Annotated in this window: 14 protein-coding genes and 1 tRNA gene; 7 read left to right on the top strand and 8 right to left on the bottom strand. The window is 76.0% G+C overall.

Annotation, left to right across the window (positions count from 1 at the left end):
- Positions 1-104: 104 nt before the first annotated feature.
- Genes ACYVKY_RS19230 through speB form a run of 3 tightly spaced genes read right to left on the bottom strand, consistent with a single transcriptional unit; the run spans position 105 to position 4,586 of the window.
- Entirely contained in the window at positions 105-1,745 is a 1,641-nt protein-coding gene (locus tag ACYVKY_RS19230; protein WP_460436595.1) for a YfjP family GTPase, read from the bottom strand.
- Positions 1,742-3,499: a dynamin family protein gene (locus ACYVKY_RS19235; RefSeq protein ID WP_460436596.1), complete on the bottom strand. Its 1,758-nt coding sequence runs from the start codon at positions 3,497-3,499 to the stop codon at positions 1,742-1,744. The genes ACYVKY_RS19230 and ACYVKY_RS19235 overlap by 4 nt, the downstream gene beginning before the upstream one ends.
- 40 nt (positions 3,500-3,539) lie before the next feature.
- Entirely contained in the window at positions 3,540-4,586 is a 1,047-nt protein-coding gene (gene speB, locus ACYVKY_RS19240) for an agmatinase (protein ID WP_460436597.1), read from the bottom strand.
- A gap of 77 nt (positions 4,587-4,663) precedes the next feature.
- Between speB and ACYVKY_RS19245 the strand changes: the two genes are divergently transcribed.
- Together ACYVKY_RS19245 and ACYVKY_RS19250 are read left to right on the top strand one after the other, a co-directional pair.
- The gene (locus ACYVKY_RS19245) at positions 4,664-6,022 is read left to right on the top strand and encodes a VWA domain-containing protein (RefSeq protein WP_460436598.1); all 1,359 of its coding nucleotides are present in this window, start codon (positions 4,664-4,666) and stop codon (positions 6,020-6,022) included.
- Positions 6,023-6,026: 4 nt separating this feature from the next.
- Positions 6,027-6,548 carry a P-loop nucleotide/nucleoside kinase family protein gene (locus ACYVKY_RS19250; RefSeq protein ID WP_460436599.1) on the top strand — a complete coding sequence of 174 codons (522 nt, stop codon included), beginning with the start codon at positions 6,027-6,029 and terminating at the stop codon, positions 6,546-6,548.
- Here the strand turns inward: ACYVKY_RS19250 and ACYVKY_RS19255 are convergent.
- A complete protein-coding gene (locus ACYVKY_RS19255; protein ID WP_460436600.1) occupies positions 6,545-7,537 on the bottom strand; it encodes a DUF2891 family protein in 993 nt (330 codons plus the stop codon). The genes ACYVKY_RS19250 and ACYVKY_RS19255 overlap by 4 nt on opposite strands.
- The gene (locus tag ACYVKY_RS19260) at positions 7,531-8,469 is read right to left on the bottom strand and encodes an EamA family transporter (RefSeq protein WP_460436601.1); all 939 of its coding nucleotides are present in this window, start codon (positions 8,467-8,469) and stop codon (positions 7,531-7,533) included. Before ACYVKY_RS19260 ends, ACYVKY_RS19255 begins: the two co-directional genes overlap by 7 nt.
- A 71-nt stretch (positions 8,470-8,540) precedes the next feature.
- On the opposite strand from ACYVKY_RS19260, the gene ACYVKY_RS19265 reads away from it, so the two are divergent.
- The 3 genes from ACYVKY_RS19265 (at position 8,541) to ACYVKY_RS19275 (ending at position 11,153) form a co-directional block, all read left to right on the top strand.
- A complete protein-coding gene (locus ACYVKY_RS19265; RefSeq protein ID WP_460436602.1) occupies positions 8,541-9,458 on the top strand; it encodes a LysR family transcriptional regulator in 918 nt (305 codons plus the stop codon).
- Between the two features lie 85 nt (positions 9,459-9,543).
- Positions 9,544-10,851 carry a phenylacetate--CoA ligase gene (paaK, locus tag ACYVKY_RS19270; RefSeq protein WP_460436603.1) on the top strand — a complete coding sequence of 436 codons (1,308 nt, stop codon included), beginning with the start codon at positions 9,544-9,546 and terminating at the stop codon, positions 10,849-10,851.
- Entirely contained in the window at positions 10,848-11,153 is a 306-nt protein-coding gene (locus tag ACYVKY_RS19275; protein WP_460436604.1) for a hypothetical protein, read from the top strand. The genes paaK and ACYVKY_RS19275 overlap by 4 nt, the downstream gene beginning before the upstream one ends.
- Here the strand turns inward: ACYVKY_RS19275 and ACYVKY_RS19280 are convergent.
- Genes ACYVKY_RS19280 through ACYVKY_RS19290 form a run of 3 tightly spaced genes read right to left on the bottom strand, consistent with a single transcriptional unit; the run spans position 11,116 to position 12,433 of the window.
- Entirely contained in the window at positions 11,116-11,781 is a 666-nt protein-coding gene (locus ACYVKY_RS19280) for an N-acetyltransferase (RefSeq protein WP_460436605.1), read from the bottom strand. The two genes, ACYVKY_RS19275 and ACYVKY_RS19280, sit on opposite strands and share 38 nt — an antisense overlap.
- Positions 11,778-12,065 carry a DUF202 domain-containing protein gene (locus ACYVKY_RS19285; protein WP_460436606.1) on the bottom strand — a complete coding sequence of 96 codons (288 nt, stop codon included), beginning with the start codon at positions 12,063-12,065 and terminating at the stop codon, positions 11,778-11,780. The genes ACYVKY_RS19280 and ACYVKY_RS19285 overlap by 4 nt, the downstream gene beginning before the upstream one ends.
- The gene (locus tag ACYVKY_RS19290; RefSeq protein WP_460436607.1) at positions 12,062-12,433 is read right to left on the bottom strand and encodes a YidH family protein; all 372 of its coding nucleotides are present in this window, start codon (positions 12,431-12,433) and stop codon (positions 12,062-12,064) included. The genes ACYVKY_RS19285 and ACYVKY_RS19290 overlap by 4 nt, the downstream gene beginning before the upstream one ends.
- 57 nt (positions 12,434-12,490) lie before the next feature.
- Between ACYVKY_RS19290 and ACYVKY_RS19295 the strand changes: the two genes are divergently transcribed.
- Positions 12,491-12,563, top strand: a tRNA-Arg gene (locus ACYVKY_RS19295).
- Between the two features lie 67 nt (positions 12,564-12,630).
- Positions 12,631-13,050 carry a TY-Chap domain-containing protein gene (locus tag ACYVKY_RS19300; protein ID WP_460436608.1) on the top strand — a complete coding sequence of 140 codons (420 nt, stop codon included), beginning with the start codon at positions 12,631-12,633 and terminating at the stop codon, positions 13,048-13,050.

The following is a 13,050-nucleotide window of genomic DNA, read 5'->3' on the forward strand; positions in this document are numbered from 1 at the left end:
GCGGGTCCGGTGCCGAACCTGCCGCCGCGCGCCGACGTCCGGGACGCGCCGACGGCCCCGCTGTGGACAACCCGCGGGATCGCGCCCCTGTGGACGACGCGGTGTCAGCGCCGCGCGAGCAGCTCGCGCACCGCCCGGTGGTCGGCGAGCACCCGCGACACCGGCTGCAGCACCTGAGCGGCCGCGACCCGCGAGATCGACTCGCGCAGAGCGCGTTGCACCCGCGCCCGCCGTCGCTTCGCCCCCACCCGCGCGACCGGCACGAGCACCACGGCGAGCAGCAGACCGAGCACCACTCCCCCGAGCAGCAGCAGGGTCGGCAGCGGTATCGGACCCACCATCGGCGTCGCGATCTCCGGCAGCTGCAGCCACCCGACCACGCCCAGCACCACCAGCCAGAGCAGCCCGGCGACGGCGGCGAGCGCGAGCAGCACCTGCGCGGCCCCGGCGACCCGCCACCAGAACGGGTGCCGGTAGCCGAGGTCGACCGAGGTGACGGCCTGGTCGAGCGAGTCGGCGAGGTCGGGCCCCGGCGGTGCGGCGGCGTCGGCGACGGCGTCGGCCCAGCGACGGGGCAGGCCCTCCCCGCAGCGGGTGCCGACCTGGCGCGTCGCGAGGTCGACCTGCGCCCGCTGCGCCTGGGTCGGGGCGGGCACCGACGAGCGGCGCAGCTCCTTGAGGTCGAGGTCGCCCGCGGTGCCCGTGTCCTGCCCCACCCGCAGCCGCTTCAGCGGGTCCGGCTTGAACCGCTGCACCCAGCGCGAGAACGGCCAGCCGCTGCTGCGGTGCGCCCGGCGCCGGTAGTCGGCCTCGACGGCGTCGAGCACGGCGGGTACGCCGGCCGCGCGCACCAGCGCCTCCACGAGCGCGTCGCGACCGGGCAGGTCCTCGGGCCCGCGCTCCGAGGCGCCGACGCCCTCCGCCAGCTGCTCGACCACGGTGTCGAGGTCGCCGACGACGCGCTGCGCGACGGCCTCGTGGTGGCGCACGGCCTCGACCATCGCCTGGCGGAGGTCCTGCACGCCCTCGCCGGTGCGGGCCGACATCGCCAGCACCGGCACCTGCGGCAGCCCGTCGGCCCGCAGCAGCCGCTGCAGGTCGGTGACGCACTCGTGCACCTGCGCCGGCGGCAGCCGGTCGACCTGGTTGAGCACGAGCAGCGTGACGTCCTGGTGCTCGGTCAGCCGCTGCAGGTACTGGGTGTGCAGCGCGTCGTCGGCGTACTTCTGCGGGTCGACCACCCAGACCAGGAGGTCGACCATCCGCACCAGCCGGTCGACCTCGATGCGGTGCGAGACCTGCGTGGAGTCGTGGTCGGGCAGGTCGAGCAGCACCAGCCCGTGCAGGTCGGACTCGTCGCGGCCGTCCAGCTCGGACTCGCGGGCCGTGCGGTGCCGGCGGGGGACGTCGAGCCAGTCGAGCAGCGCGTCGCCGTCGTCGCCCCACACCACCGCGGACGGCTTGGACGTGGTGGGCCGGCGCGCGCCGACCTGGGCCACCTCGATGCCGGCGAGCGCGTTGAACAGCGAGGACTTGCCGCTGCCGGTGGCGCCGGCGAGCGCGACGACGGTGCTGTCGAGGCCGAGCGCGAGCCGCTGGTCGGTGCGCTGCAGCACCGTGCGGGCCTGTTGGACGGCGGCCGGGTCGAGCCGGTCGCCGCCGCGCTCGAGGGCCTCGCGCAGCGCGGTCGTGCGTGCGGGCAGGTCGACCTTGCGGCGCCGCACGCGGGACAGGGGGTTGCTCACCGGGCGGCCCTCACCTGCGCGGCCACCTCGCGCACGGGGGCGCCGCCGGCCGGGTCGACCTCGGCGGCGTCGAGCAGCGCCAGCACCCGGCGCCGCTCGCTCGCGAGCAGTCCGTCCACGCGGGTCAGCAGGTCCTCGCGCGCGCGGGCCGCGAGGGTGCGCACGGCCTGGTCGCCGAAGACGGCCTCGAGCAGCTTCTGGCCGACGACGGCCGTGCCGGCGCCGACGCCGACCTCCGCACCCGTCGGGATGAACGCGGTGCTGGCGAACACGATGACCATGAGGACGACGCCGAGCGCGTTCACGCCGAACGAGATGATGCGCGCCTGGCTCTTCTTCGAGGCGCCCTGCTCGCGCACCAGCTCGAGGACGAAGCCCTGCCAGTCGCGCACGAGCCGCTCGAGCCGCGGGTCGAAGTCCGCTGCGAGCTGGCCCAGGTCGTCGTCCGAGCGCTCCAGCAGCGACCGTCCGGCCGGGGTCGCGCGCCACGAGCGCACCGCGCGCGAGGCGGCGTCCTCGGCCTGGGCGCGCACCAGCGCGGCGACGCCGGAGTGCAGCGCCTCCCCCAGCGGCTCGGCGGGCGCCGGTCGTCCGGTCACCACCGAGACGATCCGGTCGCGCAGGCGGCCGACGGCCGACTCGAGGCCGCGGAAGAACTCGCCGGTGCCGACGAACTCCTGCCAGCGCGCGAGCACCTCTCCGCGCAGCAGCGACCCGTCGGTGAGTCCCTGCTCGAGCCGGCGGTCGGCGTCGGCGTAGGCGGTGTCGACGGCCTCGACCAGCTCGGACGCCGTCCGCGCCTGCTCGTCGGCCCCGTCGGCCACGACGGGCAGCCGCCGGTCGAGCGACTCCAGCGCGCCGGCCAGGGTGCGGCGCACGACCACCTGGCGCGCGCGGCTGCTGGTGGCCAGGCCGTGCAGCCACGACCGCAGCGGCCCTACCTGGTCGTCGGGCAGCAGCCCCTCGTCGGTGAGGCCCGCGCTCTCGGCGACGGTGAACAGCGGGGCACCCGCGAGCCCGTTGTCGCTCAGCATCTGCGCCAGGTGCGTGCGCACCTCGCCCATCGCCTCGGGCGGGACCCGGTCGAGGACGACGGCCACCGACGTGCCGCGGTCGACGGCCGTGCGCACCAGGTCCCACGGCACGGCGTCGGCGTACCGGGCCGCGGTGGTCACGAACACCCACAGGTCGCCCGCCGCCAGCAGCTGGGTGGCCAGCTCGCGGTTGGTGTCGACGACCGAGTCGATGTCGGGGGCGTCGAGCAGCGCCAGCCCGGGCGGCAGCGCCTCGCTGGCCTCGAGCCGGACGCTGGTGATCTTGCGGTCGGTGTCCTCGCGCGAGGGCTCCGGGTCGTCGCCGGTGAGCCGCGCCAGGTGCGGCAGCACGCGGTCGGAGTCGAACGCCCCGGCGTCGTCCGGGTGGTGCACCAGCACCGGCGAGCGCGTGGTCGGCCGCAGCACTCCGGAGCGGCTCACCCGCGCGCCGAGCAGCGAGTTGACCAGGGTCGACTTGCCGGCGCCGGTCGACCCGCCGACGACGGCGAGCAGTGGGGCGTCGAGCCGCCGGAGGCGCGGCAGCAGGTAGTCGTCGAGCTGGTCGAGGACGCTCGCGCGCTCGGCGCGGGCCGGTGCGGACGTCGCCGTCTCGAGCGGCAGCCGCACCGCCGCGAGGCGCTCGCGCAGGGACGCGAGGGCAGCGAGCAGCGGGGCCGTCGAGCCCTCGACCTGCTCCGTCCGCGCGTCCACGGCACTCATCCTGTCGCGCCCTGCATCGCCTCGCCCACTCGGCTCGCCGTCAGGCGCCCGCGGGGGGACGCCCGTCCAGCAGCGGTCGCGACGGGTCGAACGTCCCCTCCCGACCGTGCGCGCGCTGCCACGCGAGGCCGCTCAGCGCCTCCAGGACGACGCGGTTCGCGAGCGCCGCGGTGATGTCGGCGTGGTCGTAGGGCGGTGACACCTCGACGACGTCGACCCCCGCGACGGGCATCCGCATGCAGAGCCGGCGCACGGCGTCGAGCAGCTGGCGCGCGCTGAGCCCGCCCGGCTCGGGCGTGCCCGTCCCGGGGGCGTGGCCGGGGTCGCAGACGTCGATGTCGACGGACACGAAGACGGCGTCGCAGTCGTCGAGCGCGATCTCGCAGGCCTCGTCGAGGACGGCGTCGAGCCCGCGCTGCACGATCTCGGTCATCTCGAACGAGCGCATGCCCTGCGCCGCCATCCAGTCCAGCGTCTCCGGCCCGGGCCAGTAGCCGCGCAGCCCCACCTGGAGGAACCGGTCGCCGCGCAGCGCGCCCGACTCGATCAGCCGGCGCATCGGCTGGCCGTGCCCCCACAGCGAGCCGAACTCGGTGTCGCCGGTGTCGGCGTGGGCGTCGAAGTGGATCATCGAGACCCGGCCCTGGCCGTGGTGGTTCGCGACCCCCCGCGCGTCGGCGTACGCGATCGAGTGGTCGCCGCCGAGCACCAGCGGGACGGCGCCGGCGCGGGCGACCTCGGTCACGGCGTCCTCGAGCGCCTGCAGGCTGCGCTCGATGTGCCCGGGCGGCATCTCCACGTCGCCGGCGTCGCGGACGTCGAGGTCGCGCAGCGCGTCGACCCGCAGGGCCAGGCTCGGGCGCGAGCCGTCGTGGCCGAGGTAGTCGGTCGAGCGGATCGCCTGCGGCCCGAACCGGGTGCCCGGACGGTGCGACGTCCCGCCGTCGAACGGCGCGCCCACGACGACGACGTCGGCGCCCTCGTAGGTCGACGGGGCGCCGAGCGTGCACCGCGGCACGCCGAGGAACGTGACGTCGGGCCCGAACATGGCGCCGTACCTGGTGGGCGTCGGGGGCGGCTGGTCCATGGCCGCAGTATGCCGACCGAGGGGGTGCGACAGGATGGGTGCGACCGGTCGGACCGACGGACGCAGGGGGCAGTCGCGTGGTGCACGAGCTGAGCAGGGGCGGGAACATCGGGCTGGCGCAGGCCGGTCTCGGGCAGGGGCCGGTGGTGGTCACGCTCACCTGGGCACCCGCCGCGGGGCTCGACGCCGACCTGTCGGCGTTCCTCGTCGGCGAGAACGGTCGGGTCCGCTCGGACGCCGACTTCGTCTTCTACAACCAGCCCGCGGGCGCCGGCGGCGCCGTGCGGCACCTCGGCAAGGGCCAGGACGCCGGACGCACCGTCGACCGTGTCCAGGTCGACGTCGCGGCGCTGCCCGCCGACGTCGACAAGGTCGTGATCGGTGCCTCCCTCGACGGCGCCGGCACGTTCTCGGCGCTGGCCGGTCTGGCGGTCGAGGTGGGCGCCCCGGGTGCGCCCGCGGCCGTGCGGTGCCCGATGAGCGCGACCGTCGAGACGGCGCTGGTCTTCGCCGAGGTGTACCGCCGCGGCGGCGAGTGGAAGCTGCGCGCCGTGGGCCAGGGCTACGACACCGGCCTGGCCGGCATGGCGCGCGACGTGGGCGTCGACGTCGACGAGCCGGCTGCCGCAGCCGCTCCCCCGGCGCCCGCGGCCCCGGCCGCTCCCCCGGCGGCGCCGATGAGCCTGGAGAAGCAGCGACTCGTCCGGCTCGAGAAGGACCTCGAGCGCGACCCGGCGCTGCTGAGCCTGGTGAAGACCGCGGGCGTGAGCCTGACCAAGCGCGGGCTCGGCGAGCACACGGCCCGGGTGGCGCTCGTGCTCGACATCTCGGCGTCGATGCGTCGGCTCTACGACAAGGGCGCGGTGCAGCGGCTCGCCGAGCGCGTCCTGTCGCTCGGCCTGCGCTTCGACGACGACGGCGAGGTCGACGTCTTCCTGTTCGGTGCCCAGGCGCACCACCTGCCGCAGGGGCTCGGGCTGAAGGGCTACCAGCAGTTCGTCGACCGGGTGCTGCGCGAGTACCCGCTCGAGTACGGCACGCAGTACGGCGCGGCGATCTCGAGCCTGCGGCGGCACTACTTCGGCTCGGCCGGCCACCGGTCGGCCCCCCACCGCGAGCAGGTGCCGGTGTACGCGATGTTCGTCACCGACGGCGCCCCCGGCGACCGCCGCGGCGCCGAGGAGCAGGTGACCGCCGCGTCGTTCGAGCCGCTGTTCTTCCAGTTCATGGGCATCGGCAAGGCGTCGTCGTTCGCGTTCCTGCAGAACCTCGACGACCTGCAGGGCCGCTTCACCGACAACGCCGACTTCTTCTCGGTGACGCCGGACGAGCTGCTCGGCACGAACCCGATCCCGGACGACGCGCTGTTCGAGCGGATGATGACGGAGTACCCGGACTGGTTGCAGCGCGCGCGTTCCGCGGGCCTGCTGGGCTGACGCGGTGGCGACCCTCGTCCTGCTGAACGGCGCTCCCGGCGTCGGCAAGTCGACGGTCGCGACGCTGCTCGAGCGCGACCTCGGCCTCGTCGTCGTCGACCCGGACGGCCTGCGCGACCGGTGGCCGGACGCCGGAGCCGCTCGCGCGCAGGCGTTCTCGGTGATCGCCGCCACGCTGGCGGGCGGGCACGACGTGGTCGTGCCGCAGCTGGTGGCCAGGCCTGCCCAGCTGGCCGGCGGGTTCGAGCTCGTGGCCCGGGCCGCGGGGGCGGGTTTCCGGCACGTGCTGCTGGTGCACGACGGCGACGACCCGGTGGGCCGGTCGGTGCGCGGCGCCGCGGCCGCGACCGGCCCCGCCCGCGCCGACCTCGACGACGACCGGGTGCGCTCCTACCTGGCCGGGCTCGACGAGGTGCGCGCCGGCCGTCCGGACGCGCTCGTCGTCGCCAGCACCGAGGGCGACCCGGACGCGACGGCCGCCGCCGTCACCCGGGCGCTGGCGGACGGGGTCGCGGGCGGGGCCTAGACGGCGAGCTCGCCGAGCAGGACGAACGACACCAGCCAGTGGGTGGCCATGAAGTCGTCGCCGGTGACGGCCGGCAGCGCCCACGCCACCTGCGCGTCCGCCGCCGCGAGCACCCGCTCCTCGCGGTCGCCGAGGTGGGGGGCGAGCCCGCGCAGCTGCCACGCGCGGGAGAGGGCGAGGCCGACCAGGTGCCCCATCCGCCCGTCCGTCGGGTCGAGGACGACCGGGGGCTCGAGCAGGTGGTCGCCCTCGGCGCCCAGGTCCGGCGCGAACGCGGCCAGCCACGGACCCACCCGGTCGCGGGGCAGCACGCGGCGCAGCAGGTCGGCCTCGGTGAGCGTGGGTGACAGGAAGTCCTCGCCGCTGGGCTCGAACGTCGCGGCGTGGCCGACGTCGGCGGCGAACCAGTGCAGGGCGCGCTCGCGCACGGCCGCGACGACGTCGTCCCGGCCGAGCACGGTGCAGCCCCGGTCGAGCAGCGTCAGCGCGAACGCGGTGCTGGAGTGGACGCCGTGACGCACGGGTCGGCTCAGCCGCGGGAGCCAGTCGAGCACCAGGTCGGCGACCGCGTCCGCGAGCGGCTCGGTGGCCGCGGCCCAGCGCCCGGCGGCCGGGTGCGCCGACGACGCGCACGCCGCCGCGAGCAGCACCACCCACGCCCACCCGTAGGGCCGCTCGAACGACGGGTGGGCGCGCAGGTACGCGGTCTCGACGGCGCACGGTCCCGGCGCGAGCCGCCCGTCCAGCTCGGCGACCAGCTCCTCGGCCACCTCGCCCGCGACGCCTGCCTCCAGCAGCCGCACGGCCGACCACTGCACGTGCACCGAGGAGTGCCAGTCGAAGCTGCCGTGGAAGGCCGGGTGAAGGACGTGCGGCGGGGCGCCGACGTCGGCCGGTCCGGTCGAGACGTGCTGCGCCGCGTAGGGGTACGGCGTCCGCAGGACCCGCAGCACGGTCTCGGCGAACGCGGGGCCGTGGTCGCTCAGCACGTGCGCAGTATGGCGTCCTCCCTGGGCCGGCCGGGGTCGTCGACCGGCGCCGGGTCCGGGACGGGGGCCGGCGGCCTCGGCGTGCCGAGCAGCACGCCGCCGACGATGACGACGCCGGCGACCAGCTCGACCGCGCTGGGGCGCTCGCCCAGCACCAGCGCCGCCAGCCCCATCCCGACGACCGGCACGAGCAGCGACCACGGCGCCACCACCCCGGCCGGGTGGCGGCGCATCAGCGCGGTCCAGATGCCGCTGCCCAGCACGGTGCCCAGCAGCACGATGTAGGCCAGCGCCAGCAGGCCCGGCACGCCCTGCGGCGTCACCGCGGCGCGCAGGGCGTCCCAACCCGCGTCCGGGCCCTCGACGACCCAGGAGGCGACCAGCAGCGGCACCGGCGGCACGACCGACATCCACAGCGTCAGGTGCAGCGGGTTCGGCGGCGCCGCGAGCCGGCTGCTGAGGTTGCCCAGCGCCCAGCCGAGCGCGCCGGCGAGGGTGAGCAGCACCGGGACCAGCGCCGCCGTCTGCGCCCGCGCCACCGCGATCGCGGCCAGGCCCAGCACCGCCAGCGCGATGCCGATCGCCTGCCGGCGCCCGATCCGCTCGCGCAGCAGCACCGCGCCGAGGACGACGGTGAACGGCGCCGACGCCTGCAGCACCAGGGACGCGAGCCCGGTCGGCATGCCGACGTCCATCGCGACGAACAGGAACAGGAACTGCAGGGTGCCGAACCCGAGGCCGTAGCCGAGCAGCCAGCGCAGGCGCACCTGGGGCGGCGGCACGAGCAGCACGGTCGGCAGCGCGATCACTGCGAACCGCAGGGCGGCGAGGAACAGCGGCGGGAAGTGCTCGAGGCCGACGTGGATCGCCAGGAAGTTGGCGCCCCACAGCACGGCGACGAGGGCGGCGAGGGCGCGGTCGCGGGCGGGCACCCGTCCAGCGTGGGGCGCCCGAACCCGGAAGACCAGCAACTGCTTCTTCACCGACTCTGTAGCCTGGCTGCATGGACGTCGGGCGCCTGCGCGTGCTGCGCGAGCTGGCCGACCGCGGCACCGTCACCGCCGTCGCCGCCGCGCTGTCGTACACGCCCTCGGCCGTCTCGCAGCAGCTGCGCGCGCTCGCCGCCGAGGTCGGGGTGCCTCTGACCGAGCCGGCCGGGCGCGGGCTGCGGCTGACGGCGGCCGGGCAGGCGCTGGTCGAAGAGGCCGAGGCCGTCCACGTCGCGCTCGCGCGGGCCCAGGCCGCGGTCGACGGGCTGCGGAGCCTGCCGAGCGGCGAGGTGCGGCTCGCGCTGTTCCCCTCCGGCGCGCGCATGCTGCTCGCCGGGCTGCTGCGGCGGATGACGGCCGTGCCGGACGTCGTGCTGCGCTGCCGAGACGTCGACATGACCCCCGGCGAGGTGCCCGCGCTGGCCGCCGACCACGACGTCGTCGTGACGCACCGCGACGAGCGCACGGCGCCGGCACCGGCGTCGCGGTTCACGGTCGTGCCGCTGCTGCGCGAGCCGCTCGACGTGGTGCTGCCGCCCCGTCACCGCCTCGCCGGACGACGGCGGCTGCGGCTCGACGAGCTCGCCGACGAGCCGTGGATCGGCGTCGACGTCGGCTTCCCGGTCGACGACGTGCTGCGCACCATCGCCGTGCAGACCGGCACCAGCCCGCGCATCGTCCAGCGCATCAACGACTTCTCGGTCACCGAGGAGCTCGTGGCCGCCGGGGTCGGCATCGCGCTGCTGCCCCGGTACTCGACCGACGACCGGGGCGGACGGCGGCTCGCCCGGCGTCCGGTCGTCGGCGTCCGTGCTGCGCGGGTGGTCGAGGCGGTGCTGCGGACGAGCACGGCGCAGCGTCCGGCGGTGCGGACGGTGGTGGAGGCGCTGCAGGCGGAGGCCGACGCCGTCGTGCGCGACGGACGCGCCTGACGACCGCCCCTCGCCCACGCGACGGTGCGGCGGGCAGGATGTGGGCCACGGCCCGACGGCGGGCCGCCCGAGCAGGGAGGCGCGCGTGCAGGATCTGTCCCCCCGTCCCGGCGACCTCGAGCCGATCGAGACCGCCTCCCGCGACGAGATCTCGGCACTGCAGCTCGAGCGGCTGCAGTGGTCGGTGCGGCACGCCTACGAGCACGTCCCGCACTACCGCCGGTCCTTCGACGCCGCAGGCGTGCACCCGGACGACGTCCGCGAGCTGGCGGACCTCGCGCGGTTCCCGTTCACCACCAAGCAGGACCTGCGCGACAGCTACCCGTTCGGCATGTTCGCCGTCCCGCGCGAGCAGGTCTCGCGGATCCACGCCTCGTCCGGGACGACCGGCAAGGCGACCGTCGTCGGGTACACCGCCGACGACGTGCGCACCTGGGCCTCGGTGGTGGCCAGGTCGCTGCGCGCGGCAGGCGTCCGGCCGGGCGACGTCGTGCACGTGGCCTACGGGTACGGCCTGTTCACCGGCGGCCTCGGCGCCCACTACGGCGCGGAGGCGCTGGGATGCACCGTCGTCCCCGTGTCGGGCGGCATGACCGAGCGGCAGGTGACGTTGCTCCAGGACTTCGGCGCCGACGCGATCATGGTGACGCCGTCGTACATGCTCGCGATCGCCGACGAGATGGACCGGCAGGGAGTCGATCCCGCGTCCACCCGCCTCAAGGTCGGCGTCTTCGGCGCCGAGCCGTGGACCGACGCGATGCGGCGCGAGATCGAGCAGCGCCTCGACATGCACGCCGTCGACATCTACGGCCTGTCCGAGGTGATGGGGCCGGGCGTGGCGAGCGAGTGCGTCGAGACCAAGGACGGCCTGCACGTCTGGGAGGACCACTTCTACCCGGAGGTGGTCGACCCGATCACCGACGAGGTGCTGCCCGACGGCGAGGAGGGCGAGCTGGTCTTCACCTCGCTGACCAAGCAGGCGATGCCCGTGATCCGTTACCGCACACGGGATCTCACGCGGCTGCTCCCCGGCACGGCGCGCAGCATGCGGCGGATCGAGAAGATCACCGGGCGCAGCGACGACATGATGATCGTGCGCGGCGTGAACGTCTTCCCGACCCAGATCGAGGAGGTGCTGCTGCGCCTGCCCGCGCTGTCGCCGCACTTCCAGTGCGTGCTCACCCGCGAGGGCCGGATGGACGACCTCACCGTCGCGGTCGAGCGGCGCGCCGACGCCTCGGCGGACGACGGCGTCGTCGCCGGGCGCGAGCTCGCCACCCTGGTCAAGGAGCTGGTCGGAGTCAGCGTCCGGGTCGACGTGAGGGACCAGGGCACGATCGAGAGGTCGGTGGGCAAGATGCGCCGCATCGTCGACGAGAGGCCGCGGTCGTGAGCGACGCGACGGTCGCGGTCGCACCGCGCGGCGTCCCGCCCTGGTCACCCGGACGCGTGCTGGTCGCGGTGCTCGGCCTGGCCCTGCTGCTGCCGGTCGGGCTGTTCTACCTGGCGAGCGGGCTCGTGGTGCCGCTGCCGTGGCTCGTCGTGCTCTGGGCGGTCTACCTGGTGGCGGTGGCGGCGACGGTGGTGCTGGTGCGCCGGCACAGCTGGTGGGCGCCGCTGCCCGCCGTGCTGGCGGCGGGGATCTGGTGGCTGACCGTCACCCTCGGCGAGCGCCTCGGCGGCTGGACGGCCTGAGCAGCTGCACCGACCCCAGCGGCACGAAGCCGGCGCGCAGGGCGGCCCGCAGGCTCGCGGTGTTGCCCGGTGCGACGGACGCGAGCACGTCCTCGCCGGCGAGGGCCGCCGCCCGGGCGGCCACGAACAGCGAGGTGCCCCGGCCCGATCCGCGCTCGCCGGGGTCGAGCTCGACGCTGACCTCGGTCAGGCCACCCAGGCCGCGCGCGAGCGTGACCAGGCTGCTGCCGCCTTCCGGTCGACCGAGCACCCGCACGTCGTCGCGCACCTCGCGGGCGTGCCGGGCGCGCGGGTGGTCGACCAGGTCCGGGCGCGGGACGAGGTCGGCGCCACCGCCCGTCCCGCGCGCGTGCAGGACGACGTCGAGGCTGTCGACCCAGCCGTCCTCGCCGGCGAGCGCGAGCAGGACGCGGGGGTGGTGGGCGCCGCCGAACCCGTCCGGCGCGAGGCCGTCCAGCACCGCGTCGTCGACGTCGTCGGCGACGGCCAGGACGGCGTGGCCGGTGAACGCCAGCACGGCCTCGACACCGTCGCGCCAGGGCGGCACCCGCGTCCAGCCGCCGTCGGCGGGCAGGTGGTGTCCGGCGGCGGCGTCGCGCAGCACCTGCGCGAGGGGGTGGGCGCTCACGCGAGCTCCACCGCGACGGCCGCCAGGCCGAGGAGCGCGATGCTGGCCGCGGTCGAGGGGGCGGGTCCGAGCAGCCCACCGGGTCGGGCGGGGACGGCGCGGACCCGGACCAGCACCGTGGCCGACACCAGCACCGCGAGCACCGCCGCGACGACGCCGCCGACGGCACCGCGGACGACCGCCAGCCGGAGCACCGCGACCGCGGCGACCACCACCGCCAGACCCGTGCGCTGCCAGGCGAGGGCGGTGCGCTCGACGGCCGCGCCGTCGTCCGCGGTGCTCACCAGGGCAGGCCGAGGACGACGCCGGCCGCCGCCACCAGCACGACGGCGAGCACCAGCGCCGGACCGAGCAGCGGTGAGGGCAGCGGGAGCCGCAGCCGCAGGGCGCGCTCCACGCGGGCCCAGCGGACGTACGCCGTGACGGCGCTGGCCGCCCCGACGACGCTCGAGGAGACGGCCACCGCCGTCAGCAGCCCCGGGCGCAGGTCGGCGACGTCGGCCAGCGTGGCGGCGGCGATGCCGGCCGCGACGAAGGCGAGCGAGGTGCGCAGCCAGGCCAGCAGCGTGCGCTCGTTCGCCATCGAGAACCGGGGATCGGGGTCCTCGCCGCGCCCGTACACCGCGCGCGGGAACCGCGTCGGCTCGTCCACCGGCGCAGCGTATCGACCGGTGCCCGCAGCACCCTCGTTCGCTACCGTGGCCGCGCCGCCCCCGTAGCTCAATGGATAGAGCACCGGCCTTCTAATCCGTAGGTTGCAGGTTCGAGTCCTGCCGGGGGCACGTGAATGCTGAGCGACCACCGGACTTCTCATCCGACGGTTGCAGGTTCGAGTCCTGCCGGGGGCACATGAACTGGGACGGGTGGCAGACCGGGCTGGTCGAGGAGCTGCGCACCCTCGACGACGGCGGGTTCCTCAACACCTGGGGGCCGTCGACCGAGGTCGAGGGTCGGGGCCTGCTCGGCCGGCTGCAGGGTCGGCGCCCGTGGGCGCCGGGCGTGAACGTGCTGCGGCTCGGCGACCACCTCCTGGTCGTCAGCTGCACCCCGAGCAGGCACGAGCCGCAGTGGCTCGACGCCGCTCGCGCCCGTCTGCGCGGGGCGGGCTGGACCCCGCAGCCGGAGCACGTCGAGCCGTCCGACGAGCTCGTGCGGTACGAGCCGATCACGCGCCCCGAGTCGGTGGCCGCGCTGGCGGCCCGCACCTACCCGCTGCTGCGCGTACCGACGCCCGACCTGGTGCAGACCGAGGTCGTCCCCCGCGGCTGA

The sequence above is a fragment of the Angustibacter speluncae genome (assembly GCF_054777815.1).